General features: G+C 54.4%; 23 protein-coding genes. 13 read left to right on the plus strand and 10 right to left on the minus strand.

Annotation, left to right across the window (positions count from 1 at the left end; all coding sequences use genetic code 11):
- The first annotated feature begins 220 nt into the window (after positions 1-220).
- Entirely contained in the window at positions 221-1750 is a 1530-nt protein-coding gene (gene pntA, locus N1249_RS09690) for a Re/Si-specific NAD(P)(+) transhydrogenase subunit alpha (RefSeq protein WP_259837196.1), read from the plus strand.
- Between the two features lie 10 nt (positions 1751-1760).
- A complete protein-coding gene (gene pntB / locus N1249_RS09695; RefSeq protein WP_259837207.1) occupies positions 1761-3149 on the plus strand; it encodes a Re/Si-specific NAD(P)(+) transhydrogenase subunit beta in 1389 nt (462 codons plus the stop codon).
- A 122-nt stretch (positions 3150-3271) separates the two neighbouring features.
- Here pntB and uspE read toward each other — a convergent pair whose 3' ends face one another.
- The 6 genes from uspE to N1249_RS09725 form a co-directional block, all read right to left on the minus strand.
- Complete coding sequence (uspE, locus tag N1249_RS09700) at positions 3272-4222, minus strand: universal stress protein UspE (RefSeq protein WP_014070015.1); 951 nt, start codon at positions 4220-4222, stop codon at positions 3272-3274.
- Between the two features lie 136 nt (positions 4223-4358).
- Positions 4359-5111, minus strand: a complete 753-nt coding sequence (fnr, locus tag N1249_RS09705) for a fumarate/nitrate reduction transcriptional regulator Fnr (RefSeq protein ID WP_014070017.1) — start codon at positions 5109-5111, stop codon at positions 4359-4361.
- 183 nt (positions 5112-5294) lie between these two features.
- Positions 5295-5810, minus strand: a complete 516-nt coding sequence (gene ogt, locus N1249_RS09710; RefSeq protein ID WP_259837216.1) for a methylated-DNA--[protein]-cysteine S-methyltransferase — start codon at positions 5808-5810, stop codon at positions 5295-5297.
- A gap of 10 nt (positions 5811-5820) precedes the next feature.
- Complete coding sequence (gene abgT / locus N1249_RS09715; protein WP_259837218.1) at positions 5821-7347, minus strand: p-aminobenzoyl-glutamate transporter; 1527 nt, start codon at positions 7345-7347, stop codon at positions 5821-5823.
- A gap of 41 nt (positions 7348-7388) precedes the next feature.
- Positions 7389-8834 carry a M20 family metallopeptidase gene (locus tag N1249_RS09720; protein ID WP_259837221.1) on the minus strand — a complete coding sequence of 482 codons (1446 nt, stop codon included), beginning with the start codon at positions 8832-8834 and terminating at the stop codon, positions 7389-7391.
- Complete coding sequence (locus N1249_RS09725; RefSeq protein ID WP_259837222.1) at positions 8834-10144, minus strand: M20 family metallo-hydrolase; 1311 nt, start codon at positions 10142-10144, stop codon at positions 8834-8836. Before N1249_RS09725 ends, N1249_RS09720 begins: the two co-directional genes overlap by 1 nt.
- Positions 10145-10319: 175 nt before the next feature.
- Between N1249_RS09725 and N1249_RS09730 the strand changes: the two genes are divergently transcribed.
- On the plus strand, positions 10320-11231 hold the full coding sequence (locus tag N1249_RS09730; RefSeq protein ID WP_014070022.1) for a LysR family transcriptional regulator: 912 nt from the start codon (positions 10320-10322) through the stop codon (positions 11229-11231).
- 354 nt (positions 11232-11585) lie between these two features.
- The gene (smrA, locus tag N1249_RS09735; RefSeq protein ID WP_259837224.1) at positions 11586-12149 is read left to right on the plus strand and encodes a DNA endonuclease SmrA; all 564 of its coding nucleotides are present in this window, start codon (positions 11586-11588) and stop codon (positions 12147-12149) included.
- On the opposite strand, the gene N1249_RS09740 is transcribed toward smrA, so the two are convergent.
- Positions 12146-12766 carry a LysE family translocator gene (locus tag N1249_RS09740; RefSeq protein ID WP_259837226.1) on the minus strand — a complete coding sequence of 207 codons (621 nt, stop codon included), beginning with the start codon at positions 12764-12766 and terminating at the stop codon, positions 12146-12148. The genes smrA and N1249_RS09740 overlap by 4 nt on opposite strands.
- A 110-nt stretch (positions 12767-12876) precedes the next feature.
- Between N1249_RS09740 and N1249_RS09745 the strand changes: the two genes are divergently transcribed.
- Positions 12877-13776 (plus strand): LysR family transcriptional regulator, encoded by a 900-nt coding sequence (locus N1249_RS09745; RefSeq protein WP_259837228.1) that lies wholly within the window; start codon positions 12877-12879, stop codon positions 13774-13776.
- Between the two features lie 27 nt (positions 13777-13803).
- Here the strand turns inward: N1249_RS09745 and tcp are convergent, their stop codons facing one another.
- Positions 13804-15468, minus strand: coding sequence for a methyl-accepting chemotaxis citrate transducer (gene tcp, locus N1249_RS09750; protein WP_259837230.1), 1665 nt, complete (start codon positions 15466-15468; stop codon positions 13804-13806).
- Positions 15469-15610: 142 nt separating this feature from the next.
- Between tcp and N1249_RS09755 the strand changes: the two genes are divergently transcribed.
- Positions 15611-16477: an aldo/keto reductase family oxidoreductase gene (locus N1249_RS09755; protein ID WP_259837233.1), complete on the plus strand. Its 867-nt coding sequence runs from the start codon at positions 15611-15613 to the stop codon at positions 16475-16477.
- Positions 16478-16532: 55 nt separating this feature from the next.
- Here the strand turns inward: N1249_RS09755 and N1249_RS09760 are convergent, their stop codons facing one another.
- A complete protein-coding gene (locus N1249_RS09760) occupies positions 16533-16751 on the minus strand; it encodes a hypothetical protein (RefSeq protein WP_259837235.1) in 219 nt (72 codons plus the stop codon).
- Between the two features lie 292 nt (positions 16752-17043).
- On the opposite strand from N1249_RS09760, the gene N1249_RS09765 reads away from it, so the two are divergent.
- The 7 genes from N1249_RS09765 (at position 17044) to umuC (ending at position 26009) form a co-directional block, all read left to right on the plus strand.
- Entirely contained in the window at positions 17044-18588 is a 1545-nt protein-coding gene (locus tag N1249_RS09765; protein ID WP_259837242.1) for a DUF1593 domain-containing protein, read from the plus strand.
- A gap of 72 nt (positions 18589-18660) precedes the next feature.
- Positions 18661-20049, plus strand: coding sequence for an MFS transporter (locus tag N1249_RS09770; protein ID WP_259837244.1), 1389 nt, complete (start codon positions 18661-18663; stop codon positions 20047-20049).
- Positions 20039-21055, plus strand: coding sequence for an ROK family protein (locus N1249_RS09775; protein ID WP_166716793.1), 1017 nt, complete (start codon positions 20039-20041; stop codon positions 21053-21055). Before N1249_RS09770 ends, N1249_RS09775 begins: the two co-directional genes overlap by 11 nt.
- Positions 21056-21097: 42 nt before the next feature.
- A complete protein-coding gene (locus N1249_RS09780; protein ID WP_259837247.1) occupies positions 21098-22486 on the plus strand; it encodes a Xaa-Pro peptidase family protein in 1389 nt (462 codons plus the stop codon).
- A gap of 132 nt (positions 22487-22618) precedes the next feature.
- Entirely contained in the window at positions 22619-24142 is a 1524-nt protein-coding gene (locus N1249_RS09785; RefSeq protein WP_259837249.1) for a cyclic diguanylate phosphodiesterase, read from the plus strand.
- 135 nt (positions 24143-24277) lie between these two features.
- Positions 24278-24763, plus strand: a complete 486-nt coding sequence (gene umuD / locus N1249_RS09790) for a translesion error-prone DNA polymerase V autoproteolytic subunit (protein ID WP_259837251.1) — start codon at positions 24278-24280, stop codon at positions 24761-24763.
- Entirely contained in the window at positions 24747-26009 is a 1263-nt protein-coding gene (gene umuC, locus N1249_RS09795; RefSeq protein ID WP_259837255.1) for a translesion error-prone DNA polymerase V subunit UmuC, read from the plus strand. The genes umuD and umuC overlap by 17 nt, the downstream gene beginning before the upstream one ends.
- Positions 26010-26069: 60 nt before the next feature.
- Here umuC and N1249_RS09800 read toward each other — a convergent pair whose 3' ends face one another.
- Positions 26070-26651: a nuclear transport factor 2 family protein gene (locus tag N1249_RS09800; protein WP_259837257.1), complete on the minus strand. Its 582-nt coding sequence runs from the start codon at positions 26649-26651 to the stop codon at positions 26070-26072.
- Positions 26652-26703: the final 52 nt, after the last annotated feature.

Genomic DNA, 26703 nt, shown 5'->3' on the forward strand with positions numbered 1-26703 from the left:
TCTGTCAGCGATGCGGATCACTTATTTTTCACAAATAAAGTAAGAAATAGTGTTTTCAGGCGGTGGATCACAGGCGCTATTTTCAGTAGGTTATAGAAAGTTTGTTACTGTTTTATTTTCCGGGGTAATCATGTGTCGGCGCTAACAACTGGCTAAAGTTGATACAAACCACGGGTATTTATCGACAAACCATCATCAAAAACCGATGGAAGGGAAAACTATGCGTATTGGGGTACCAAAAGAACGGTTAGCCAATGAAACCCGCGTAGCGGCTACACCGAAAACGGTGGAGCAACTGCTTAAACTGGGTTTTACCGTCGCGGTTGAAAGCGGCGCGGGCAAGCTGGCGAGTTTCGATGACGAGGCCTTTATCCAGGCTGGCGCAGAAATAGTAGAAGGTGCAGATGTCTGGCAGTCGCCGATCATTCTGAAAGTGAATGCGCCGGAAGAGAGCGAAATCCCACTGCTGAATCCGGGCACGACGCTGGTGAGCTTTATCTGGCCGGCACAAAACCCGGAACTGATGGAAAAGCTGGCGGCGCGCGGTGTAACCGTGATGGCGATGGATTCCGTGCCGCGTATTTCGCGTGCGCAGTCTCTGGATGCATTGAGCTCAATGGCGAACATCGCGGGCTACCGCGCCATCGTTGAGGCGGCTCACGAGTTTGGTCGTTTCTTTACCGGGCAAATCACCGCGGCGGGCAAGGTTCCGCCGGCGAAAGTGATGGTTATCGGTGCTGGTGTTGCCGGTCTGGCTGCCATTGGCGCAGCAAACAGCCTCGGTGCGATTGTGCGTGCATTTGATACCCGCCCGGAAGTGAAAGAGCAGGTGCAAAGTATGGGCGCCGAATTCCTTGAGCTGGATTTCAAGGAAGAAGCGGGCAGCGGTGATGGTTATGCGAAGGTGATGTCAGAAGCCTTCATTAAAGCCGAAATGGAACTCTTCGCCGCTCAGGCGAAAGATGTCGATATTATCGTGACCACGGCGCTGATCCCGGGTAAACCGGCACCGAAGCTGATCACCCGTGAAATGGTTGATTCCATGAAGTCGGGCAGTGTGATTGTTGATCTGGCGGCGCAAAACGGCGGTAACTGCGAATATACCGTGCCAAACCAGGTCACCACGACGGCCAACGGCGTGAAAGTGATCGGTTATACCGACCTGCCGGGTCGCCTGCCAACTCAGTCTTCTCAGCTGTACGGCACCAACCTCGTTAACCTGCTGAAGCTGCTCTGCAAAGAGAAAGACGGCAATATAACCGTTGATTTTGAGGATGTGGTTGTCCGTGGCGTTACCGTTGTCCGTGAAGGTGAAATCACCTGGCCTGCGCCGCCAATTCAGGTATCGGCACAGCCTCAGGCGGCTCCGAAAGCGGCACCTGCGCCAAAAGAACCGGCAAAACCGGCTTCGCCGTGGCGTAAATACGCCATCATGGCGCTGGTGATTATTCTCTTTGGCTGGCTGGCCGATGTCGCCCCTAAAGAGTTCCTCGGACACTTCACCGTATTTGCGCTCTCCTGCGTGGTGGGTTACTACGTGGTGTGGAACGTATCGCACGCGCTGCATACGCCGCTGATGTCGGTTACAAACGCCATCTCCGGGATCATCGTGGTCGGGGCGTTGCTGCAAATTGGTCACGGCGGCTGGATTAGCTTCCTGAGCTTTGTTGCGGTGCTGATCGCCAGCATTAATATTTTCGGTGGTTTCACCGTGACTCAGCGAATGCTGAAAATGTTTCGTAAAGGCTAAGGGGTAGCATATGTCTGGAGGATTAGTAACAGCCGCATACATTGTTGCTGCGATCCTGTTTATTTTCAGTCTGGCGGGGCTTTCTAAACACGAAACGTCTCAGCAGGGTAATAACTTCGGTATCGCCGGGATGGCGATTGCGCTGATTGCCACCATCTTCGGGCCGGACACCGGCAACGTTGCGTGGATCCTGGTGGCGATGATTATCGGTGGTGCTATCGGTATTCGTCTGGCAAAACGTGTTGAAATGACCGAAATGCCAGAGCTGGTGGCGATCCTGCACAGCTTTGTCGGCCTGGCTGCGGTGCTGGTGGGCTTCAACAGCTACCTGTATCACGAACCTGGCATGGAGCCGATTCTGGTCAATATTCACCTGACCGAAGTGTTCCTCGGCATCTTCATTGGTGCGGTAACCTTCACCGGCTCTATTGTGGCGTTTGGTAAGCTGCGCGGTAAGATCTCCTCTAAACCGCTGATGCTGCCTAACCGCCATAAGCTGAACCTGGCTGCGCTGGTGGTGTCATTTGTGCTGCTGGTTGTCTTCGTACGTACCGAAAGCGTAGGGATGCAGGTGCTGGCGCTGCTGGTGATGACCATCATTGCTCTGGCGTTTGGCTGGCATCTGGTGGCGTCCATCGGTGGTGCAGATATGCCAGTCGTGGTGTCAATGCTGAACTCCTACTCCGGTTGGGCAGCGGCGGCAGCAGGCTTTATGCTGAGCAACGATCTGCTGATCGTTACCGGTGCGCTGGTCGGTTCTTCCGGTGCGATCCTGTCTTACATCATGTGTAAGGCGATGAACCGTTCCTTCTTCAGCGTAATTGCCGGAGGCTTCGGGACCGATGGTTCTTCTTCCAGTGCTGATGAAGAAGTGGGTGAGCATCGTGAAATTTCTGCGGAAGATACCGCAGACATGCTGAAAAACTCGCACTCTGTCATTATCACCCCAGGCTACGGCATGGCGGTGGCACAGGCTCAGTATCCGGTCGCGGAAATCACCGAGAAGCTGCGTGCGCGCGGTATTAAGGTGCGCTTTGGTATTCACCCGGTTGCCGGTCGTCTGCCAGGCCACATGAACGTGCTGCTTGCAGAAGCGAAAGTGCCTTATGACATCGTGCTCGAAATGGATGAAATCAATGATGATTTCTCCGATACCGATACGGTACTGGTCATTGGCGCCAACGACACCGTCAACCCGGCCGCGCAGGATGATCCGGGTAGCCCAATTGCCGGGATGCCGGTTCTGGAAGTGTGGAAGGCGCAGAACGTGATTGTCTTCAAACGCTCAATGAACACCGGTTACGCTGGCGTTCAGAACCCGCTGTTCTTCAAAGAGAACACCCACATGCTGTTTGGCGACGCCAAAGCCAGCGTGGATGCGATTCTGAAAGCGCTCTGACAGGTAAAGCCCGGTGGCGCAAGCTTACCGGGCCTACCAAACCCGTAGGCTGGGTAAGGCGAAGTCGCCACCCGGCAAAAAAAAACCGCCGGTTCCCCGACGGTTTTTTTTCATTTTACTGCTTAATCGTCTTCCGGGTCGTCCAGCTCGACCGGCGTCTGATACTGATCCGGCTTGATGACCAGCAGGTCGCAGCGCAGGTGGTCGATCACCTGTTCGGCGGTATTACCCAGGAAGGCAGCGGAAATACCCGTACGGCCAATCGTACCCAGAACCACAATCCCGGCCTGGAGGTGTTCGGAGAGGTCAGGAATGACTTCTTCCGGTAAACCTTTTTCAACGTGAGTCATTTTCTCATCGATGCCGAATTTCTGACGCAGCGCTTTCATCGCCAGCAGGTGCTGTCCACGAATGGCATCGTTGTAAACGCTTGGGTCAAATTCAGGTAATTCGATGGCGATGTTGATGGGAGTGACCGGATAAGCCCCCACCAGATGAACTTCGGTATGGTTAACCTGATCGGCAAGCTCAAGGGTTTCTTTTACCAGTTTTTCATTGAGCGAATTATGGTAATCCTCTTCGCTGGCAAGGTTCACCGCCACAACGGCTTTACCGCCCTCTGGCCAGGGCTGGTCTTTCACCATCCACACCGGGCAAGGGCATTTACGCAGTAAGTGCCAGTCGGTTGGGGTGAAGATCACCGATTCCAGTTTGTCGTGCTGGTGCGCCATTTTCAGCAGCAGATCGTGATCGCCGCTGACAATTTCCTGGATAATGGCTTCGAAAGGCCGGTTATGCCAGACCACTTTGATATCGATAGGAACGCCCGCTTCCAGGTAATATTTTGCCTGTTCGCGGATCCACGCGGTTCGTTGGCTGATCACTCCCTGACGCATAGCGGTACGCTCGTCAGGCGACAGAAGGGTGGTCATCTCATATGAGAAGTCATAGATCGGCAAAAACGCTTTGATTTTGCCGCCAATCCGTTGATGTAAATACACAGCACGTCGTAACGCCGGTTGATCGTCCTGATTAGGATCGATGGCCACCAGCATGTTTTGATACTTTGCCATACAGGTCTCCTTACTACTGTCACCACAGTCTGTAATTAAAAGAGTAACCTATATATCTTGAATGAAACAGGGGGGAAGTTTTGCCAGATCAATAAATCATGAAAATTTATCGACCTGGCAGAGTCATACGCGGGTTTTATGCAACGTTGCGGGAATGCCCGGCGAGTACCGCCAGCGCTTCACCGTTTTCGATGGTGATGTACTTACCTTTAACCGCCAGCATTCCGCTTTTCTGGAAACGACCCAGCAGACGGCTGATGGTTTCAACGGTCAGGCCCAGGTAGTTACCGATATCGCCACGGGTCATGGTCAGACGGAATTCACGTGGAGAGAAACCGCGTTCCGCGAAACGGCGGGAGAGGTTATAGATAAATGCCGCCAGGCGCTCTTCTGCATTCTTTTTGGAAAGCAGCAGGATCATGTCCTGATCGCCTTTGATCTCGCCGCTCATCAGACGCATCATCTGCTGACGCAGGTTAGGCATTTTGCCGGACAGATCGTCCAGGGTTTCAAACGGGATTTCACAAACCATTGAGGTTTCGAGCGCCTGAGCAAAGCTCGGGTGATGCCCGGTACCGATAGCGTCAAAGCCGACCAGGTCGCCCGCCAGATGGAAGCCGGTGATCTGCTCATCGCCTTGTTCGGTGATGGTGTAGCTCTTGATGGTGCCAGAACGGATAGCATAGAGCGATTTCAGTTCGTCTCCCGCTTTAAACAGCGTCTGCCCTTTCTGAATAGGCTTTTTGCGCTCGATAATATTATCAAGCTGATCAAGTTCATGCTCATTCAGGGTAAACGGGATACAGAGCTGGCTGATGCTGCAATCCTGGCAATGGATAGCACAACCGCCAGACTGAATGCGTCGTATAATTCGCTTTTCCGGGATCATAGGTTTGCTCAAGCCTTAATTGATATTGGTCAATTTTAACATCTTTTTGGAGAGTACGTAAGCCTGGCAAACCATCAATAAAGACAAGAGTCGGCATTGTGCTGGCATCTTCTTGAAATTCCACAGCTTGATTATGGATTATTAACCTAACCGGAAGAAAATTAAGCACTAAAAGCCTGGATACTACAGTAAAAGATAGCCTTCATGGCGCAGCAACCACTCCTTGCGCTGCACGCCTCCGGCATAGCCCGTCATGGTGCCGTTGCGTCCAATCACGCGGTGGCAGGGCACGACAATACTGACGGGATTGGAGCCATTAGCTGCTCCAACCGCACGCGCCGCACCCGCACGACCTAACTGCTCTGCGAGCTGACCATAATGCATCACATGCCCGCATGGGATCTGGCGCAGTGCCTGCCAGACTTCACGCTGAAAAGGGGTTCCCGCCGTCGCGGTAGGCAGGGTGTCGATAATGCTGAGATCGCCCTCGAAATACGCTGCAAGTTTATCGCTCAATCCGCCCGGGTTGGTGGCGCTGATGCGCTCATAGCCCTGTGAACGGTAATGGATATTGAGCAATTCCTCCATCCGGTCGCTGTGCTCTTCCCACTCTACGGCGCGCAAATTGAACGCTTCGTCGGTCATGATCCACAGCGGCCCAAGCGGGGTCGCAATTTTATCTTCGAGTAACCTCAGCATCCTCTCTCCTTTAGTGCAGCCTTGGGTAAATTCCCGGTCCAATTGGCAGGCCGACAAGATACCATGCCACCAGCATCACCAACCATACCCCTAAAAAGATAAGCGGATAGGGTAAGACCAGCGAATAGTAGGTACCCAGTTTTGCTTCCGGTTTATAGCGTTGCAGGAAACCTAAAAACAGCGGGACAAACGGCGACACCGGTGCCAGCGGGATGACGGAGGAGTCGGCGACGCGAAACAGAATTTGTGCAAACGCCGGATGGAACCCGAGCATCATAAACATCGGCACAAAAATCGGAGCCAGAATCGACCAGATTGCCGAGCCGCTGGCGATAAACATACACAGCAGCGACGACAGAATGGCCAGGCCGACAAATGCCGGAATACCGCTTAATCCGGCCGCTTCAAGAGCATCCGTCAGCCCCACGGCCATGAATTTGCCCATGTTGCTCCAGTTGAACATGGCCACGAACTGCGCCAGCGGGAACACCATCACGATAAAACCGGCCATCTCTTTCATCGGCTCGATCATCAGCTGCGGCAGATCAGCCTGGTTGCGGATTTTGCCCGTAGCGATGCCATAGGCGATCGACACGATAAAGAAGAACAGAATAATCAGCGGCACAATGCCCTGAATAAACGGCGAGGGCAGGACGGTGTGTTTGACCGGATCGCGCAGCACGCCGTTTTCCGGGATAACCATCAGCGCCACAACCGCGATAAACGCCAGCGAGACAATCCCGGCCACCCGCAGGCCGAACTGCTGTTCTTTGCTGAGCGTCTCCAGCTTTTCGTCGCTGCGGCCTTCCCATTTCCCTAACCGCGGCTCGATGAGCTTATCGGTAATCAGCCCGCCGACAATCGTCAGCACAATCACTGAGCTTGCCATAAAGTACCAGTTGTCGATTACGCTGACGTGCATCGCGGTATCAATGGTTTTCGCCGCTTCGGTACTGATCCCCGAAAGCAGCACGTCGGTGGTTACAATCAGCAGATTGGCGGTAAATCCGCAGCCCACGCCGGCAATCGCCGCCAGCAGCCCGGCCACCGGATGACGCCCCACGGCAAGGAAGATCAGCGCCCCCATCGGCGGCATGATCACCAGCGCGGCGTCAGACGAGATATGGCTGAAAAAGGCGATAAACAGCACCATATAGCTGGCGTAACGCGCGCTTACGTTGGAGGCCATTTTCACCATCAGCGCGGGCAGTAGCCCCACACGCTCGGCAAGGCCCGCACCCAGCACCAGCGCGAGGATCGCCCCCAGCGGCGCAAAACCGCTGAAGTTCTTAATCACGTTGGGTAAAAACCAGTGCAACCCCTCGACGCTCAGCAGGTTTTTTACCGCCACCATGCTGCCATCAGCCGGACTGCGCACGCTCACGTCAAAGGCGGAGAGTACGGCGGTGGCTACCATCAAAATTACAATCAAATAGATAAAAAGCAGGAAAGGATGCGGCACTTTATTGCCGACCCTTTCAACCCAGCCATAGAGCTTACCGGTTGGGGAATGCGAAGGTATGGATGACATACTCATGGGCGTTCCTCGGGACTGTTGTGTTGTTGTGTTATGTATTTTTATTTTAAAGGTGACGGTGTCACGCCAGCAGGGATCGGACACACGTACGGTCTTTCTGTTATTTGTTGTTCAAACTCGTCACGGCATTTTTGCAGCAGCGCGGCATCCAGAAGCAGATTCAGGGCGGTTGCGCCCATCACTTTTCCGGCCAGCAGCATCCCTTTATGGGCAATTGAGGTGCGTCCCTGAGCCACCAGTTGCCAGGTGTGCAGCGGCGTACCGACGGTAAAGCAGGGGCTAAAGCACTGCGCGACTGGCATTTTCCAGCTGACATCGCCAACGTCCGTCGAGCCTGCCAGCACGTTATCGGTGATGGCATACGGTGCGACTTCATCAACCAGCAAGGTAACCTGATGACGGCGGGCAAAGGCTTTGCCCGCATCGCCACCGGTCGCAGCGATATTTTTCAGGCTGTTTTGCAGATCGTTTGCGGTCAGCGTGGCGCGGATCTCACTGGCGAACTGGCGCTCTTTTTCCGTCCAGGCTGGCGTACCGTAATGTTGCAATGCCTGATACATCGCCGCTTCGAGCGTGCGGTTTGGCAGGTAGCTGGAGCAGGCTTTATCGAAACGGCATTCAACGGTGGTTTCCGTCATCATGGCCGCACCCTGGGCGATTTTTTCGATGCGCTCGTAGATCTGTTGTGCATCGGCCATTTCCGGGGCGCGGATCAGGTACAATACTTCGGCCTGCGCCTGCACCACGTTTGGCGAAATGCCCCCGGTATCGGTGATGGCGTAATGTACGCGCGCTTTCTCGATGATGTGTTCGTTGAGGAAATTGGTGCCGGTGGTCATCAGCGTCACGGCATCGAGCGCGCTGCGCCCCAGATGCGGGGAGTTCGCAGCATGAGCCGCCACGCCGTGAAATCGCCAGGCGGCCTGAATGTTGGCGAGCGTGCTGACGTTGAACATCCCGGCAAAAGCTTCCGGGTGCCAGGTGACAGCGGCATCGACGTCATCAAACAACCCTTCGCGTACCATAAAGGTTTTGCCGGATCCGCCTTCTTCACCCGGGCAGCCGTAAAAGCGCACTGTCCCGCTGCCACCGTGCTGCTCCAGCCAGCTTTTCACCGCGACGGCTCCTGCTACCGCCGCCGTACCCAGCAGATTATGGCCGCAGCCGTGGCCATTTTCGCCCGGCGTTGCCGACTGCGCGGTGGCGCAGTGCGCCTGCTGGCTCAGCCCGGCCAGAGCATCGTATTCGCCCAGCAGCGCGATAACCGGCTTACCGCTGCCGAAGCTGGCAATAAAAGCGTTTGGAATACCACCGGCTTCGCGCGTCAGGCTAAAACCTTCGGCTTCCAGCGCACTGGCGAGCCGTTCGGCTGACCAGAACTCTTCAAAACGTGTTTCGGGATGATCCCAGATTTCGTCGGCAATATCGCTAAAGGTCTGACATCGCGTGTCGATGGCATCCGCGATAAAAGCGTAGTTTTCCTGCATCACACACCTCGCGTCCACGGGAAGTTCAGCGCCGTTCGCGCCAGCGTTTCAACGGCCACATTCATTATCTCCTCGTCGAAGTCGAATTTTTCGTTGTGATGCCCGGCGCTCAAATCGGTGCCAAACACCATGTAGGAGGCCAGACCGCCATTCTGCTGCACGCGGGCCATCATCAGGGTGGCATCTTCTGATCCTGCCGGGGCTTTGACCTTATCAATGGCATGAAGGACGCCGGTAACTTGTTCAGCCTGCTCGCGCAGGTAATTCACCCAGGCAGGAGATGGTGCGCTGGACGTTGCCGCTCCCATCAGGTGCGTTTCTGCGCTTACGCCATACAGCGCCGCCGCACCTGCGATCACGGATTGCGCACGGTCGAACACGTACTGGTTGATAGTTTCGCTTTCGCCACGGGTTTCCACCTTCAGCAAGGCACTGGCCGGAACGACGTTGCGCCCGCTACCGGCCTGCATGACGCCCACATTGACGCGTGAGGCACCTTCGCTGTGAGGGGCGATGCTGTGCAGGGCAAGGGCGGCCTGCGCGGCGGCGAGCAGTGCGTTACGGCCTTCCTCCGGTTTACCGCCCGCATGGGCCGCCACGCCGGTAAAGCGCACGTCAAACTTGGTGGTTGCCATAAAGTTATCGCTACCGCAAATAACCGTCCCGGCAGGAACACCGGTACCAATATGGACCGCAGTAAAGTAATCCACACCGTCCAGCGCGCCTGCCGCCACCATTGCGCGAGCCCCGCGCGTGCCTTCTTCCGCAGGCTGGAAGATAAGCCTGATGGTGCCGTTGAGCTGGGCTTCGTTTTGTTTCAGTACCTGAGCCAGACCCAGGCCAATAGTGGTATGCCCGTCATGGCCGCAGGCGTGCATCATCCCCGGATTGCAGGAGGCAAAGCCGTCGCGGAACGGGCGATGGCTTTCGTCTAGCGCTTCGCTGAGATCCAGCGCATCCATATCCACGCGAAAGGCGAGTGTCGGCCCCGGACGCCCTGTACGCAGTGTGGCGACAATGCCGGTAAATCCACCTTCGAACGCGGCGAGCCATTTCTCGGGCGCACCTTGCTCGCGGGCACGGGAAAATTCTTTTGCCAGCGTCTGCGCGTCCGGCAGGCCCATGCGGCTTTCGGCGTCAACCACATCACGCCCCATCGCCAGCTCATAACCCAGGTGGTCCAGGATTTCCGCCACTTTGGCTGCGGTACGAAACTCCACCCAGCCAGATTCAGCAAAGTGGTGGAAATCGCGACGCCATGCGGTCAGTTGCGGGGTTAATGTCTGAATGTCGTGCGCCAGTGAGTCCATATCTCTTCCTGTCATCATTAAAATATGTGAACTGCTTCACGCTGTGATAGTTTTTACTTATCACTAACCGTTTTTTCACAGTTTTAACCGTTCAGGAATTACCCTCGCACATCCATTTCCATTAAAGTAGATGACAATTTCTTTACTCTGATAAACAACGGTTATCGGTCGGGCTATGTCATTTCAGGTTAAATTTCATCAGATTCGGGCTTTCGTGGAAGTGGCGCGTCAGGGCAGCATTCGCGGGGCCAGCAGGGCGCTTAACCTCTCACAGCCGGCATTGACGAAATCGATCAAGGAGCTGGAAGAGGGCATTGCCGCGCAACTTTTTGTCCGGCGCAGCAAAGGCGTGGCGCTGACTGAATGCGGTGAGAGCTTCTATCAACATGCCAACCTGATTCTGGAAGAGCTGCGTGCGGCGCAGGACGACATTCGTCAGCGGCAGGGGCAGCTGGCGGGGCAGATCAATATCGGTATGGGCGCCAGTATTTCACGCACGCTGATGCCTGCAGTGATTACCCGTTTTCACGCGCAGCACCCGCTGGTGAAAGTCCGTATTATGGAAGGGCAACTGGTATCGATGATTAATGAATTACGCCAGGGAGAACTGGACTTCACCATTAATACCTATTGTCAGGGTCCGTATGACCATGAGTTTACGTTTGAAAAATTATTTGAAAAACCCTTTGCGATATTTTGTCGGGAAGGGCATCCGGCGATAGGGGTAAAGTCAATTAACGAACTTCTGCATTATAACTGGACGATGCCAACGCCGCGGGGGAGTTATTATAAGCAGCTGGAAGATGTGTTTCATCACCGCTCGCAAATACCGCGTATTGGTATTGTCTGCGAAACGTTTTCGTCCTGTATTAGCCTGGTCGCACAGAGCGATTTTATCAGCATCTTGCCACAGGAGCTTGGCTGTGACCCGCTGCTGGCGCACCGTCTGGTGATGCTGCCGGTTGTCGAATCATTACCTAAAGCCGCTTATTATTTAATTCAGCGCCGTGATTCCCGACAGACGCCATTGACTGAATCATTAATTACGCAATTCAGACGAGAAGCCCGGGCATTAATTTCAGAATAAAATAAAAAAAACAGGGGCTGCCGACATCAACAGACCCTATAGTACACACAGCAGTGTTTCCTTTCGCGAGTCCCGCATGTTTTATCCGTGGGGCAGGTTTATTAAGTTATAACAGACTTTTCTCAAAATGGTAGTATTCAGATTGCTCAAGTTCACAAAAATTTAACTTAAATACAGTCATTTAATTGCGGCTGAAATTTTAGTTAAGTTAAGTTTAACTTTTTAGCTGCGATATTATTTTATTCATCGGGTGAATATATCTCATTTCCACGGAGCAGGTTGCCAGGCAGAGGACGTTGAGACGCCTGTCAGGCGCGGGTATAGTACAGGCTCAGATGTAGCCGGAGGATTGCCATGAACCCTGACGACAAATCACTTTTTCTTGACGCCATGGAGGATGTCCAGTCACTCAAGCATTGTGCGGATATTCACTGGCAGCCGAGCCGCAATACCCGCCCCCGGCAGACGCTGAATGCTGAACAGCTCGATAACTTCTTAACGCTGGGGTTTCTGGAGCTGCTTCCGCTTGCTGAACCTCTGGCGTTTCAGCGGGAAGGGGTCCAGCAGGGGGTGATTGATAAGCTCCGTTCCGGTAAATATTCCCGTCAGGCCAGCATCAATTTGTTACGCCGGCCTGTTGAACAGTGCCGTCAGATGCTGTTTTCGTTTATCCGTCAGGCCGAACGTGACGGGCTGCGCAACCTGGTGATTGTCCACGGTAAAGGGCGTGAAGAGCAGTCGCATCCGAATGTGGTGCGCAGTTATCTGGCACGCTGGCTGACTGAGTTCGACTCCGTGCAGGCATTCTGCGTTGCACTGCCGCATCACGGCGGCAGTGGCGCCTGTTATGTGGCGCTGCGAAAATCAGATGAAGCCAGGCTGGACAACCGGGAGCGTCACGCCAAACGCAGCCGCTAGCCCGCTCTGAAAGCAAATAGAATAGCGTTTCCATTCCACACTGCGCCATAGATGGCGACGACAAGCATAAACAGCGCCGTCGCCAGCCGGATGGTGCGCGCGTAGCGAAGCGACACGTAGCGCCTGACGGCCACGATCCACAAGGTGAGGATCAGGAGGTCCAGCGCAATCCAGATGAGCGTCAGCAGGGTAATGCTCTGGGCAAAATTGCGTGTCACCGGCACGAACTGTGGGAAGAACGCGACAAAGAAGAGAATATCTTTTGGGTTGGCGATGGCGGTAAAAAAACCGGTAAGAAAGCCGCCTTGCCGCGCCGATGTGGCCGCTGTGGGCTGTGGATGCGCCAGCATCCCAATCCCCATCCAGCCGATAAACAGCGCGCCGATAAAACCCACCCCTGCCAGACTTAACGGGTGAATATCCACGATGCCCGCCAGGATCATCACCGCCATCGACAGCAAAACCAGAGACGCCAGATTGGTTCCAGCAAGCGTAATAAAGGCGCGTCTGTAACCGTCCTGTACCGCGGTGTGGGTGACTAACGCAATAACAGGGCCGGGGGTGATAAGTAACAGCACCACCGCCAGCAGATATGTACCCAGTAGCGACATCGCCATGAAGAGGATCCTTTTGTGAAGAGTGGCAGGCAGTGTCGGTAAAATTCGCGGCATTGAAAAACGGAAAATCCTGCGCTTTAATGTGAGTTAAACTCACAATGAGCAATGCGATGCCATCACCACTTCCCCCTTTGTATGCGCTGCGGGCATTTGATGTCGCGGCCCTGTACGGTTCGTTCACCCGGGCCGCGCAAACGCTGCACGTCACGCCTGGCGCCATCAGCCGACATATCCGCACGTTAGAGGAGAGTTTTCAGTGTCAGCTCTTTGTGCGCAAAGGGCCGGCTGTGGAACTGACCGATGCCGGACGCGCATTAGCCAGCCAGCTGAGGCAGGGGTTCGCCACCCTGGAGAGCGCCTGCGACGCATTTCGGGCCACCCGACACGCGCTGCGCTTAAAAGCGCCTTCAACCCTGACGCTGAACTGGCTGCTGAATACCATGAAGGTATTTGTTGAGAAATACTCAACGCCGGAGGTGCATGTTTCGAGCGTCTGGATGGATGTTGATAAAGTCGATTTCCGTCAGGAGCCGTTCGACTGCGCGATTTTGCTCGGCAACGGCCAGTTTGGGGAGCAGACGCGTTCACAGTTGCTGTTTGACGAATGGCTTGCCCCGGTTTGCGCCCCCGGGCTGGTGGATAAGGCCAGAGACAGTCTCCAGGCCTGCGAGCTGATCCATCCGTCACCGGATCGCCGGGACTGGCGGCGCTGGCTCAAAGCGTGTTCGCCTGAGGCCACGCCGGATATCAGCAAAGGAAAGGTTTTCGATACCCTCGATCAGGGAAATCAGGCGGCCGTTGGCGGGCATGGCGTTTCGGTGGGGGATGTGACGCTCAGCCTTCCGGCGCTGGAGAACGGGTTACTGGTGATGCCATTTAGCCAGGCGATTAACACCGGTGATGGCTATTATCTGATCTGGCCGGAAAACAGCCCGAAACAGCAGGGGATAGCGACGCTGTGCGCGTTCCTGCTGGCACAGGTCCCGGATATTAGCGCCTACGTAAAATAGCGGGCGACCTCATCGCCCGCGTATTCCTTAAAAGGTTTCCCAGTTACCGTCTGCCACGCTTGCCGTGGCGGTTGCCGGGCGTAACAGCTGTGGCGTTTTCACATTCGTCGGGCGTGGTGCCGCGGCCTGGTCTTTGGCATTCAGACGGAATGCGGCAACGGCCTGGCGCAACTGTTCGGACTGATCTTCCAGCGCTGCGGCTGCGGTTGCGGATTCCTGTACCAGGGCGGCGTTTTGCTGCGTCACGCTGTCCATCTGCGAAACCGCGAGGCTGACCTGCTCAATACCCCGGCTTTGTTCATCAGAAGCCGATGAAATTTCGCCCATAATGTCGGTCACGCGGGTGACGGCGGCGACGATCTCTCGCATGGTTTCGCCAGCTTCGCTGACCTGCTCAGAGCCGGTATTGACCCTGTTGACAGAGTTTTCGATAAGCCCTTTGATCTCTTTTGCCGCCTGCGCACTGCGGCTGGCCAGGGTGCGCACTTCACCGGCCACTACGGCAAAACCACGTCCTTGTTCGCCAGCACGTGCCGCTTCAACCGCCGCGTTAAGTGCCAGAATATTGGTCTGGAAGGCAATGCTGTCGATAACGCCAGTAATGTGGGCGATTTGCTGCGAACTGTCGGAAATCTCGGTCATGGTGCGCACCACGTTATCCACCACCTGACCGCCGCGCGCGGCAGTTTCGGAGGCGTTTTTCGCCAGCAACGTGGCCTGACGCGCGTTATCGGAGTTCTGTTTCACCGTTGCGGTTAACTCTTCCATGCTGGCGGCGGTTTCTTCCAGCGAGGCCGCCTGCTGCTCGGTACGGGCAGACAGGTCATTGCTCCCGGCGGCAATTTCACCAGCACCGGTATAAATTGAGTCGGTACTGCCACGTACGGCGCTGACCGTGCTTACCAGCGACTGCTGCATTTCGTGCAGACCCACCGCCAGCTGACCCATTTCGTTACGGCTACCCAGGTTGATGTTATGCGTCAGATCGCCACCTGCGATGGTGCGAATATGGTTCATAATGATCTTCAGCGGTTTTAACAGCAGGTGTTGCAGGCCCTGCCAGATAACCACCAGCACGGCAACCACGGCGAGGAAAATAGCCGCCAGTGTCCACTGCATATGGGTAAAGCTGCTCTGATTCTCTTCAGCTGCGGCCTTCAGCAAGGTGTTGTTTTCGGCGCGCCAGCGGTTATAGACCGCTTCCATATCGTCCTGTGCCTGCTGGGCATCCAGGTCGCCATAAGCCTGATAGTTATCGGCACGCAGATACTCAATCGACAGACGCATCACTTCATGCATCTGGCTCCAGGTTTTCTGCATCTCTTCGGTTAACGCGGCGTTTTGTCCGTTAACCTGCGGCATTTTCTGCCAGGCGCTGTAATAGGTTTCTGCGTTGCCTAACGACGTGCTGGCCGTACCTAGAAGTTTGTTAATGGCGGCGAGGGACGCGGGATCGCGCTGGTTTTTCAGGTAGCGGATCGCCACACGGGTGACGGTGACGCGCGTTTTCACCAGCGTGTTGACGCTGTCGCTCAGGCTTTCCTGCTGGGCATTAAGCATCCCCGAGTTCTGGAAGTTATGGCGATCGTTGCTGACGGCAGAGTAGAACAAGCCTCCCGTGACAACTTGCAGCAGACAGAATATGGTGAGGGCAAAGAGAATACCGGTAATCACGTGCAGATTTTTCAGCATAGCGGTCGTCCGTTATAGGTGCAGGGGTTGCCCAAATACTATCGACGCAACGAAACTAAACTTTAATTTAACTATTGCTTAACTAATTGTTCCGTTCTGGAACCTGTTGTAAATCCGGATCATTTTTATGAGGAAGGTAGACATGAGCAGTATTGAGAAAAGCGGGACGTACACGCTCGGGACGCGTACGGTAAAACGACTCGGCTATGGTGCAATGCAGCTTGCCGGGCCAGGCGTATTCGGCCCGCCAAAGGATAAAAACGCCGCGCTGGCGGTGCTGCGTGAAGCCGTGGAAGCGGGTGTGGATCATATTGATACCAGCGACTTTTACGGCCCGCATATCACTAACCAGCTTATCCGTGAGGCACTTCATCCGTACCGGGACAATCTTACGATTGTGACCAAGATTGGGGCGCGGCGGGGTGATGACGCCTCCTGGCTCCCTGCGTTTTCGGCTCAGGAGCTGACGCAGGCGGTGCATGATAACCTGCGTAACCTCAAACTGGATGTACTGGACGTGGTAAACCTGCGGATCATGTTCAGCGCTCACGGCCCGGCTGAAGGTTCGATCACCGAACCGCTGACTACGCTCGCGGAACTGCAACAGCAGGGGCTGGTTCGCCATATCGGGTTGAGCAATGTGACCGCAGCCCAGGTCGCTGAAGCGCAGAAAATGGTGTCGGTGGTCTGCGTGCAGAACATGTACAACATTGTGAATCGCGGTGACGATGCTCTGGTGGATGCGCTTGCCGCTCAGGGGATCGCCTGGGTGCCGTTCTTCCCGCTGGGTGGTTTTACACCGCTGCAATCTTCCGGTCTTCAGGCGGTTGCGGATTCACTGGGGGCAACGGCGATGCAGGTGGCGCTGGCCTGGTTGCTGCAACGTTCACCGAATATTCTGCTGATCCCGGGGACCTCTTCCGTGGCGCATTTGCAGCAAAACCTGGCGGCGGCGGATCTGGTGCTGCCGGCCGAGGCAATCAATACGCTCAATGCGCTGGTGGCGTAAACGCGAAAAGGCCCGAAGCAACTGTCGGGCTTTTTTTATTGCACCATGTCTTACACTATGACGCCTGTTCGGAGGAGGCTTCTTCCCGGCGATTTTTCCGGTGAAGTGCTAATGCTTCTGCCACAATCTCCTGCTTGCTCTTGCGCGTTTCATACGCTGTGATCCTGACATACTCCATTAAGTCTGTTTCTACTCTGGCACTTAGCATCTTCAGATCAGCATCCTTTGCTAAACCGCGAGCAGTGCGTTTGTCCGGATAATCACGGGATGGCATAGAAAACGTCCTCCAAAAATTGTCTTGTTAATTCGTGCTATGAAATATGCTCCAGAGTATTTGTTAAGTCAATATGCAGTGATTCTTTAGTTACCTTTCATATTTGGTTTCTCTTGATTTAAGTCATCTAAAAGTGATTGTTAAGTGCCTGTGAGGGGACTTTTTAGCGCCGGATCTGGCGGCGCTAAAAATTCCGGCGTCATCACAGAATCGATCTTTTCCTTTTTACTTTGTTTCCTGTGTTAACTATGTTGAAAGCATTCGGTCTACAGCAAAAAAAAGTGAGAACAACATGGTGAACCAACAAATCAATAAGGTCGCGAAAGGGGTATTGCTGGCAATGGCAGGGGTCATGGCATTTGCCGCTCCGCTGGCTATTGGGGCAGAAACGGCGATCGCGCAAGCGGCCGGTAAAGTGCTGCCTTATCAGGAAAAACCGCGCGTTTTTGTCCTGACTGACATCGGTAATGAACCCGACGATCAGATGTCCCTGACGCGTTTTTTACTGTACTCAAATGAGATGAACGTTGAGGGGCTGGTGGCGACCACCTCCACCTGGCAGCGTGAAAAAGTACACACCGATATGATTGACCTTGTTGTGGGTCACTATGGTGAAGTGCAGCCGAACCTGCTGAAACATGCGGCCGGGTTCCCGACGGTGTCTCAGCTTCAGTCTGTGGTGGCACCGGGCCTCGCCAGTTACGGTATGGCGGCAACCGGTGAAGGTAAAAACACCGCCGGTTCCGATCTGCTGGTGAAAGCCATTGAGAAAAGTACCGATGCGGATCACCCGCTGTTTATTACCCTGTGGGGCGGGGCGAATACACTTGCGCAGGCACTTCAGGATCTCGCCAAAAAACACCCTGCGGATGTTGTTCAGTCGCTGACCCGCAACATGGTGGCGTATTCCATTTCCGATCAGGATGATGCCGGGTTCTGGATCCGCGAACATTACCCGGAAATGACCTGGATCGTCGATCCGTCCAGCCAGAATGGCGAAGATTACGCGCGTGCGACCTGGACCGGTATCAGCGGCGACCAGTATTACCGTAATGCGCCAGGCGCCGATTTTACGACCGTGTCCCAGCACTGGCTGGATGAAAATATCCGCAGCAAAGGGCCAATGGGTAAAGGCTACCTGAAGTACATGTTCATTATGGAAGGGGATACGCCGTCGTTCCTCAGTCTTATCCGTAACGGTTTAAACAGCGAACGAAACCCGGGCTGGGGCGGCTGGGGCGGGCGTTACATTGTGCGCCAGCCGCAGCATGAAACGCACCCTATCTGGAGCAGCGGCGGTGACTTCTATCCGGGCAACCCGAATGCCGCCGATACGGTGATCGGCAAAGACGGGAAACAGTACACCTCGAACCAGGCGACCATCTGGCGCTGGCGCGAAGCTTTCCAGCATGATTTTGCTGCCCGTATGGAGTGGGGCATCAAAGACTACGCTCATGCCAATCACAATCCGGAAGTCGTGGTGAACGGTCAGGCGGGGCAGCAGGTGGTTTATCTTAAGGCGAAAGCCGGAGACACGCTGACGGTCGATGCCGCAGGCAGCAAAGATCCTGACGGCGATAAGCTCAGCTATAACTGGTTCCTGTACCCGGAAGCAGGTTCAGCAAGCTCGCAACCGGTGGCGGTCAAAGATGTTCAGGGGCGTCGTGGGGAAGACAATCTCAATGCGCCGGCGGTGCTGACCCTGGGTGAAAATGGCAAACAGAGCGTGCAAGTGAAAGCCCTGCGTACCGGGACGGAACACCTGATCCTGGCCGTCACGGATAACGGCAAACCGTCGTTAACCTCCTATCGTCGTATTATTGTTTCCGTCAATTAATTCGGGTATTAGTGATGTCGGGTGCCGGTGGGCACCCGATTTCGCGTTATCGTTAATATTGTCGGTGAACCCATGATGAAAACCGCTCTTGCACCCGCCATCACTCTGCGAGAGAAGTTCTGCTACGGGCTGGGAGATACCTCAGCGAATATCTTTATGGGCATGACGATGATGTTCCTGTCCATTTACTACACCGATGTGTTCCGTCTTAGCCCGGTGGCAATGGGCAGCCTGTTTCTGCTGGCGCGTTTTATCGATGCCATTGGTGACCCCCTGATTGGCCTGCTGGCCGACCGAACCCGTTCCCCGCGCGGGCGTTATCGCCCCTGGCTGCTCTGGTTTGCCCTCCCTTATGGTCTGAGCTGTGCTGCGGTCTTTTTCTCACCGGAACTGAGCGCGACAGGGCGTATCATTTACGCCTATGTGACGTACATGGCGCTGGTGCTCAGTTTCAGTCTGGTGGTGGTGCCGTATGTGTCGCTCCTCGGGGCGATGTCCGTGGATAGCGATGAACGCATTCAAATCAACGCGATCCGTTTCCCGCTTGCCAAGCTGGCTTATCTGCTCTGTTCGCTGTTTGTTCCGGTACTTATTGCGCTGTTTGATAACGAAATCCTGGGATACCGGGCGGTGATGTGCGGCATCGGCGTGCTGTCCACGCTGCTGGTGCTGATTTGTTATTTCAATACCCGGGAGCGCGTTCCCCCGCAAAGCGTGCCGGCGATCGGGGTACGTGAGCAGTTTCGCCACCTGCTGCAAAATGACCAGGCGCTGATCCTGTTTGCCGCACAGGCCGTTGTTATGGTGATGAATACGCTAAAGTTTGGTGCGGCCGCCTATTTTGTGAAGTATGTGCTCCAGATGCCCGCCACCTTTTTAAGCCTGATGCTGACGGCCGCCTCGGTGGCCGGTATTGTCGCCCCGCTGGTGACCGGGTATCTGCTGCGGCGCGGGCGCATAAAACGCATCCCGCTGCTGGTTTACAGCCAGCTTGCCAGCGGAGTTATCACACTGGTGATGGGCTTTACACCGGCCAGCGCCGTCTGGCCGCATCTGTGGCTCTTTGTGTGCGCCACACTGATGGCCGAGCTGATTGCGGTGATCCTGTGGGCAAGCGTCGCCGATGTGGCGGATTATGGTTTTTATCGTTTCGGTGTGCGTATCAACGGCATGATTGGCGGCGGGATGCTCTTTTCCACCAAAGCAGGCATGGCCGTGGGCGGGGCGCTGATGGGCTACATTCTGGCCTGGTTTGGCTATCAGCCGGGCAACGCGACGGCGGCACTGCCGGAACAGCTTCCGGCATTCAGAGTGCTGTATATCTGGTTACCGGCCTGTTGCCTGTTCCTGACGGCAGGTATCCTGCAGTTTTACCGGCTGGATGAACAGAAAACGAGAGATGTTATGATGCGCACACAGGACGAAACCGGTCGGGCGGAGGCGAAACGACATGGACTATAAAAAGCAGATCCTCAATATTTTGCACAGCGAGCATGAGTCTCGCGCGGAAATGACCCGCCGGGTAGGTGTGACCAAAGCCTATATCACCAAACTGACCTCACAGCTTTTGCAGGAAGGGCTGATCGAGGAGCGGGAAATCAAAGATATTACCTTTGGCCGCCCGCAGCAGCTGTTGGCCGTGAAGGGCGGTTGCGCCTTCAGCGTGAATATCATGCTGCGTAAGGGCAGCTTTCAGGGCACGCTGAATGACTACAATACCCAGCGTGATGCGCTGGCCAGCCATCAATTTTCGCTGCCGGAGTCCATGACGCCAGACGAGCTGGTCATGCTGATTGCGCAAGGCATTAAGGCGCTTTGCGAGGCGGCGGGGATTGCGCAATCCCGCATTAACGTCGTCAGCGTGGCGTTGCAGGGCGGTATTGAACATTTCACCGGCGTGGTGCGTTATTGCCCGTTATTTACCGATACGAACGTTAACCTGATGGCGCGTATTCAGGAGCATGTTGGTATCACCACCCGGATTTACAATATCGCCCATTGCACTAACTATCTGCTGGCAAAGCGTTCACCGGGGCTGTCTTATGTGGCATTTATGCCCGGTTTTGGCAGCCTGGGGTATGGTTATTGCACCAACGGCGAACCGGGGCTGGGCGAGAACGGCTTTTACCCTGAAATTGTCCATCTGCCTTATGAAGGTGGCATTGAACAAGCCTTTAATGTGAAAGAAGAAAACAAAGCCGAAACCGTACAAACGACGGCCCGGGCGCTCTATTTTGCTATCTGTTGTACTGCGCCGATCCATAACATCAAACTGGCGATCGCCACCGGTGAGCTGTTTGAAGATTACGGCGACGAGGTATTACCGCGGGTGCAGGATATGCTTGATAACACCCCCAACCAGCATATTCGCGAGATCCGTATCCGGCATGATAAAACGGGATATCACTATGGCGTGAAAGGGCTGGTACAGCTCAGTTCGGACTGTATTACCGAGCTGCTGGCCTGATGATTACGCGAGGGTTCCCCATCAGAACGTGAGGTCAAACACATGGATTTTAGTGCGCTTCAGCTTCAGACGACGGTGGCTCCACACCAATTTTCGGGCGTCTCGCCCGTTCCCCTGACCGATGCCACTCTGCAGGAGCGTAAAGAGAAGCTTCTGGCACGGATGGCTATTGAGGGATATGACGCCCTCATTATTTATGCCGACAAAGAGCACGGCAGTAACTTTGAATACCTGACAGGATTTATTCCCCGCTTTGAAGAGGGGCTGCTGGTGCTGGCTAAAGAGGGTGCCGCAACCGTTATTCTCGGGAATGAAAACCTGAAAATGGCTGCCCATTCCCGTATTCCGGTCACGCTTAAACACTGCCCGTATTTCTCATTACCGAATCAGCCAATGGATAACGAAAAACCGCTCGAGGTGTTATTCGCCGAGTCGGGCCTGGGCGATATGCACCGCGTGGGGGTTGTGGGCTGGAAAATGTTTACGTCAGGTCTGGTGGATAACAAACAGCTTTTCGATTTACCCTGGTTTATTGTCGATGCCCTTAAAAACAGCCTCCCTGCCGGGGCGGTGTCAGAGAATGCCGCACATTTGTTCATTGCCGGAGACAACGGCGCGCGGACCACCAACAATGCCAATGAAATAGCCCATTATGAATATGGTGCGAATCTGGCGTCGAACTGCATCCTGAATGCCATGAACGCGGTGGAGCCGGGAATGAGTGAAGCGGCGTTAGGGGCGTATCTGACGGCGGAAGGCCAGTACAATACGGTGGTGACTATTGCTGCATCGGGCCAGCGTTTTGAAAAGGCCAATCTTTATCCCACGCATAAACCGCTGCAAAGAGGCCAGCCGCTGTCCATGACCACCGGGTTTAAAGGTGGGTTATCCAGCCGCACCGGTTTTGTGATTGCCAGCGAAAGTGAGCTGCCCGATACGCAGAAAGATTATCTTGAACGCGTGGTAAAACCCTATTTTGCTGGTGTGGTGACCTGGCTTGAAAATATCAGAATTGGCATGGAAGGCGGGGAGATGTATTCCCTGATGGAGTCCATCCTGCCAAAAGAGAAATATGGCTGGCATCTGAATCCCGGGCATCTCAGCGCCGATGAAGAGTGGATGTCATCGCCCATTTATAAACATTCGACGCAAACCCTGAAAAGCGGAATGATTTTGCAGATTGATATTATTCCGTCAGTGCCGGGATATACCGGCACCAGCGCCGAGGAGAGCGTTGCGCTGGCGGATTTCGCGCTCCAGGCCGAGATCAAACGCGAATACCCTGAGCTATGGGCAAGAATTGAAACCCGTAAACGTTATCTCAAGGATGTGCTTAAGATTGAACTGAGCGCGGATGTGATCCCGCTTTCCAGCACCGTTGCTTATTTACGGCCTTTCTTCCTGGCGAAGGATAAAGCGTTCACCTGCTAAACAATTTTTGCAGAACTTATTGAAGGAGCATGGTTATTTTTACTTTTGTCGACCATGCTCTTTGTACTTACACCATTAAGCGCCGTAAATGCCGTCAGCGTCATCGTACTCACTTGTGCCCTGGAGACGTTAATGCGCCATATTCTTGTCCCTGTTACTGCCGCTCTGGCCCTGTTTATCATGGGCATTTTTATTCTGAATACCCAGCTCTGGTATTCCGCACGGGCCGACAGCATGACGGGGGCGAAGTTTGTCGCAAAAAATATGAATACGATCCTGGGTGAAGCGCAGCGTGCTACCCGGACGGCGATGACGGTCGCCGCGGCAGGCTGTGATGCAGAAGGGCAATACCGGCTGGGCACCGAGGCGGCGCTACAACCTCATCTCAGGACTATTTTCATTCTCGCTCACGGGCAAATTGTGTGTTCATCCCTGCCGGATAACCGTGTGCTGCTGGTTAATGCGATGAGATTACCTGATTCACCACTGATGCTGCTGCCAGAAAAAGAGACGGTAAACGGTTTACCGGTACTGCTGTATCAGACGGTATCTGATGGTAGCCGTATTGGGATCACGGTCAGCGATCGCCATATCCGCGACGCCCTGGGTATTTCGATAAAAGGCATCGCTTACCGGTTAAGGGTTGGCGACACTGTGCTGGGCTTGTCTGGTGATGCTACATCGGTAAACGCTAAAGGTGAGCATGTCGGGCGGCTTGACGCTAAAGATTATCCCTACAGTATCGAGTACAACTATCCTCCGTTATTCAGCGTGCAGAGGCTGGTAAGCCAGGGGGCTGGCATCCTGCTTTTTTTACTGCTGATCGCCTGTCTTGGCGCTTACGCGCTGTATAAGTACCTGAATAAAAGTACGCCGCCTGAAGAGTCGCTACAGCGCGCCATCGCAAAGGGGGAGATCATCCCGTTTTATCAGCCCGTTGTTAATGGCCGGGAGGGCACCTTGCGGGGCGTAGAGGTGCTGGCGAGATGGAAACACCCGAAAGCGGGCTATATCTCCCCGGCCTCGTTTATCCCGCTTGCTGAAAAATCCGGCCTGATAGTGCCGCTGACGCGTAGCCTGATGGCACAGGTAGTGATACAGATGAACGCCATCGCCAGCAAGCTGCCGGAAGGTTTTCATGTGGGGATTAACTTCAGCGCATCTCATATCGCCATGCCCACCTTTGTGGATGAGTGCCTGAACTATAAAAGCCGCTTTGAGCGCAAAGATTTGAACCTGGTGGTTGAAGTCACAGAGCGTGAACCGCTGGATATTGACGAACGCCTGGTTCACACCCTGAATGCGCTGCACGAAAACGGCTTTGCCATCGCGCTGGATGACTTCGGAACCGGGTATTCAGGGCTCTCTTACCTGCACGATCTGCATATCGATTACATCAAGATTGACCATAGCTTCGTCAGCCGGGTCAATGAGCATGAAGAATCCACCCGGATCCTGGATTGTGTGCTGGATCTGGCGCGTAAGCTGTCGATAAGTATTGTCGCCGAAGGTGTAGAAACTAAAGCACAGCTTGATTACCTCAACCGGAATAATATTGTCTTCCAGCAGGGGTACTACTTCTTTAAGCCCGTTCCGTTTACGGAGCTGATAAAAATCCTGTTATCCAAACCTAACGTGAAAGTCATGGTGGAGTAACTAACCGGACAAGACGACAGAATTAAATCCCTCCACACATCAACGTGTTTGCGCGATCGCCCGGAAAGTGCCTTGATCCTTACCCATAACCCGTAATACTGTATTTATATACAGTAAATGGCAGGAAAGGCAATTATGAGCACTCTCTTTTCGTATTATCCCCTGCAGGACATGGAGTTACCGCTGTTTCTGGAGCGCGTTGCCTGTGGTTTTCCAAGCCCTGCGCAGGATTACGTTGAAGACCGTATCGACCTGAATAAGCTGGCGGTAAAACACCCCAGCGCAACGTATTTCGTGAAAGTCAGCGGGGATTCCATGATCGGGGCCGGGATCGGCGATGGCGATCTGCTGGTGGTCGACCGTTCGTTAACGGCGGGACATGGCGACATCGTTGTGGCGGCGGTGGACGGAGAGTTTACGGTAAAAGAGCTACAAACCCGGCCGGTCTTAAGATTGCTTCCCCACAATACCCGCTATCAGCCTATTACGTTTCACTCCGAAGAGGAGCTGCAAATCTTCGGCGTGGTGACGCATACGCTGAAAACACATAAACATTCGGGCGGGGTAAAAAGCCATCGCGCGGGTGACCCGGAAATGCATAGCCATGTTCGCACTTGTTGACGTCAACAGCTTCTACGCGTCCTGCGAGACGGTTTTTCGCCCTGACCTTCAGGGAAAGCCCATTGTGGTGGTGTCCAATAACGATGGCTGCATTATTTCGCTTTCCCGCGAGGCAAAGCAGCTGGGGATCAAAATGGGCGAACCATACTTTAAGTTCAAGGAGAAACGCTATCCGTCGCGGGTCTACGTGTTTAGCTCGAATTACGCACTGTATGCCGATCTCAGCAGCCGCGTGATGCAGACGTTAACCGATCTTTCCCCGGCGATAGAGATCTACTCCATTGATGAGGCGTTCGTGAATGTCTCGGGTATCGACAGCTGTATGCCACTGGATATTTTCGCGCACCAGATGCGCAACCAGGTACTGAAAAATACCGGGCTGACGGTGGGTGTGGGGATTGCGCAGACGAAAACGCTGGCAAAGCTTGCGAACTATGCGGCGAAGAAATGGCGCAGCACGGGCGGTGTTGTTGATTTATCAGACCACGATCGTCAGCGCAAACTGCTGGCCGCAGTGCCGGTGGAAGAGGTATGGGGTGTTGGGCGGCGGATCACCAAAAAGCTAAATGCGATGGGCATAACCACGGCGCTTAAGCTGGCCGACAGCTCTTCGTGGGTCATCAGGAAACATTTCAACGTGGTTCTGGAGCGCACGGTTCGTGAACTTCGCGGCGAGCGTTGCCTTAGCCTGGAGGAATTTACCCCCACGAAGCAGCAAATCATTTGTAGCCGCTCTTTTGGGCATCGCATTACGCAATACGTTGAGATGCATCAGGCGATTTGCGCTTACGCCGAACGCGCAGCGGAAAAACTGCGTGGCGAGCGCCAGTATTGTCGCTTTATCAGCGTATTTCTGCGGACCAGCCCTCATGCAGATAATGAGGTGTATTACGGCAATCAGGCTTCCGTCACCCTGTTGACGCCGAGCAATGACTCACGCGATATCATCCGCGCCGCCACGCAAGCGTTAGAGCGGATATGGCTCGATGGGTATCGCTATATGAAAGCGGGGGTGATGCTGGCAGACTTTTTCAGCAGTGGGGTCGCACAGCTTAATTTGTTCGATGACAACCGCCCGCGAGCCAATAGCATGGCGTTGATGGAGGCGATAGACAGGCTTAATCATTCCGGGAAAGGGAAAGTCTGGTTTGCCGGGCAGGGGATCGAGAAAGCCTGGTCGATGAAGCGTGAGATGCTGTCTCCGTCTTACACGACAAAGTATGCGGATTTGCCGGTGGTACGGTAGGACGCGGGGGATTAACCCGTTACCGGTATTAATCCCCGCAGGCGACAGGGCGCTCAACACTCAGGCTGACAGCCAGCGTTGCGCATCCGCTTTCATGTTTGTTTCCAGCTCGCTGCCCCGGGTGGCAAATACGCGCCCGAGCGGGAATCCGCTCTGCTCCAGTAAATACGCCAGTGCCGCATATTCCCGGGGGTATTTTTCGGCAATACGACGATCAATTTCAACCGGGCCCAGCGGGAAGGTAAACGTGCCCATGTCATAAATACTCTGGCGGTGGAACAGCTTCCAGATACCTTCTCTTTTTTCCGCCAGATCATAAAAACGATTGTGGCATTCGCAACCGATGTTCAGCTTTACGTTTTCCGCGATGATGATGGCATTTGTTTCAAGGATGGCTTTATCTCCGTTAGCATTAAAGGTCACCGCGGGAGAGGCGATAAGGTGCTTGGTTCGTAAATCTGATGCGCCCATACGCATTGAACCCTTCACAAAATCGCTTCCCAGTCCTTCAAACCAGGTGATTTCAATCGTGCCGTCGGGATGGAACAATTCATTTAGCTGCTCCCATTCGCCCAGATCCCGGTGCATCCAGCCGTTCATCAGGTCATTAAGTTGCTGGCGGTCATTTTGTTGATTACGCATGGTCGTTGCTCCTGTTGTTTGACGGGATTCAGTTTGCCGCGGGAAAAAGATA

The organism is Enterobacter sp. CP102, assembly GCF_025152625.1.
GTDB lineage: Bacteria > Pseudomonadota > Gammaproteobacteria > Enterobacterales > Enterobacteriaceae > Enterobacter > Enterobacter soli.

Excerpts from the sequence above, each read along its gene's own strand:
- pntA (WP_259837196.1), top strand. The coding sequence starts at position 221 with ATGCGTATTGGGGTACCAAAAGAACGGTTAGCCAATGAAACCCGCGTA.
- pntB (WP_259837207.1), top strand. The coding sequence starts at position 1,761 with ATGTCTGGAGGATTAGTAACAGCCGCATACATTGTTGCTGCGATCCTG.
- uspE (WP_014070015.1), bottom strand. The coding sequence starts at position 4,222 with ATGGCAAAGTATCAAAACATGCTGGTGGCCATCGATCCTAATCAGGAC.
- fnr (WP_014070017.1), bottom strand. The coding sequence starts at position 5,111 with ATGATCCCGGAAAAGCGAATTATACGACGCATTCAGTCTGGCGGTTGT.
- ogt (WP_259837216.1), bottom strand. The coding sequence starts at position 5,810 with ATGCTGAGGTTACTCGAAGATAAAATTGCGACCCCGCTTGGGCCGCTG.
- abgT (WP_259837218.1), bottom strand. The coding sequence starts at position 7,347 with ATGAGTATGTCATCCATACCTTCGCATTCCCCAACCGGTAAGCTCTAT.
- N1249_RS09720 (WP_259837221.1), bottom strand. The coding sequence starts at position 8,834 with ATGCAGGAAAACTACGCTTTTATCGCGGATGCCATCGACACGCGATGT.
- N1249_RS09725 (WP_259837222.1), bottom strand. The coding sequence starts at position 10,144 with ATGGACTCACTGGCGCACGACATTCAGACATTAACCCCGCAACTGACC.
- N1249_RS09730 (WP_014070022.1), top strand. The coding sequence starts at position 10,320 with ATGTCATTTCAGGTTAAATTTCATCAGATTCGGGCTTTCGTGGAAGTG.
- smrA (WP_259837224.1), top strand. The coding sequence starts at position 11,586 with ATGAACCCTGACGACAAATCACTTTTTCTTGACGCCATGGAGGATGTC.
- N1249_RS09740 (WP_259837226.1), bottom strand. The coding sequence starts at position 12,766 with ATGGCGATGTCGCTACTGGGTACATATCTGCTGGCGGTGGTGCTGTTA.
- N1249_RS09745 (WP_259837228.1), top strand. The coding sequence starts at position 12,877 with ATGCCATCACCACTTCCCCCTTTGTATGCGCTGCGGGCATTTGATGTC.
- tcp (WP_259837230.1), bottom strand. The coding sequence starts at position 15,468 with ATGCTGAAAAATCTGCACGTGATTACCGGTATTCTCTTTGCCCTCACC.
- N1249_RS09755 (WP_259837233.1), top strand. The coding sequence starts at position 15,611 with ATGAGCAGTATTGAGAAAAGCGGGACGTACACGCTCGGGACGCGTACG.
- N1249_RS09760 (WP_259837235.1), bottom strand. The coding sequence starts at position 16,751 with ATGCCATCCCGTGATTATCCGGACAAACGCACTGCTCGCGGTTTAGCA.
- N1249_RS09765 (WP_259837242.1), top strand. The coding sequence starts at position 17,044 with ATGGTGAACCAACAAATCAATAAGGTCGCGAAAGGGGTATTGCTGGCA.
- N1249_RS09770 (WP_259837244.1), top strand. The coding sequence starts at position 18,661 with ATGATGAAAACCGCTCTTGCACCCGCCATCACTCTGCGAGAGAAGTTC.
- N1249_RS09775 (WP_166716793.1), top strand. The coding sequence starts at position 20,039 with ATGGACTATAAAAAGCAGATCCTCAATATTTTGCACAGCGAGCATGAG.
- N1249_RS09780 (WP_259837247.1), top strand. The coding sequence starts at position 21,098 with ATGGATTTTAGTGCGCTTCAGCTTCAGACGACGGTGGCTCCACACCAA.
- N1249_RS09785 (WP_259837249.1), top strand. The coding sequence starts at position 22,619 with ATGCGCCATATTCTTGTCCCTGTTACTGCCGCTCTGGCCCTGTTTATC.
- umuD (WP_259837251.1), top strand. The coding sequence starts at position 24,278 with ATGAGCACTCTCTTTTCGTATTATCCCCTGCAGGACATGGAGTTACCG.
- umuC (WP_259837255.1), top strand. The coding sequence starts at position 24,747 with ATGTTCGCACTTGTTGACGTCAACAGCTTCTACGCGTCCTGCGAGACG.
- N1249_RS09800 (WP_259837257.1), bottom strand. The coding sequence starts at position 26,651 with ATGCGTAATCAACAAAATGACCGCCAGCAACTTAATGACCTGATGAAC.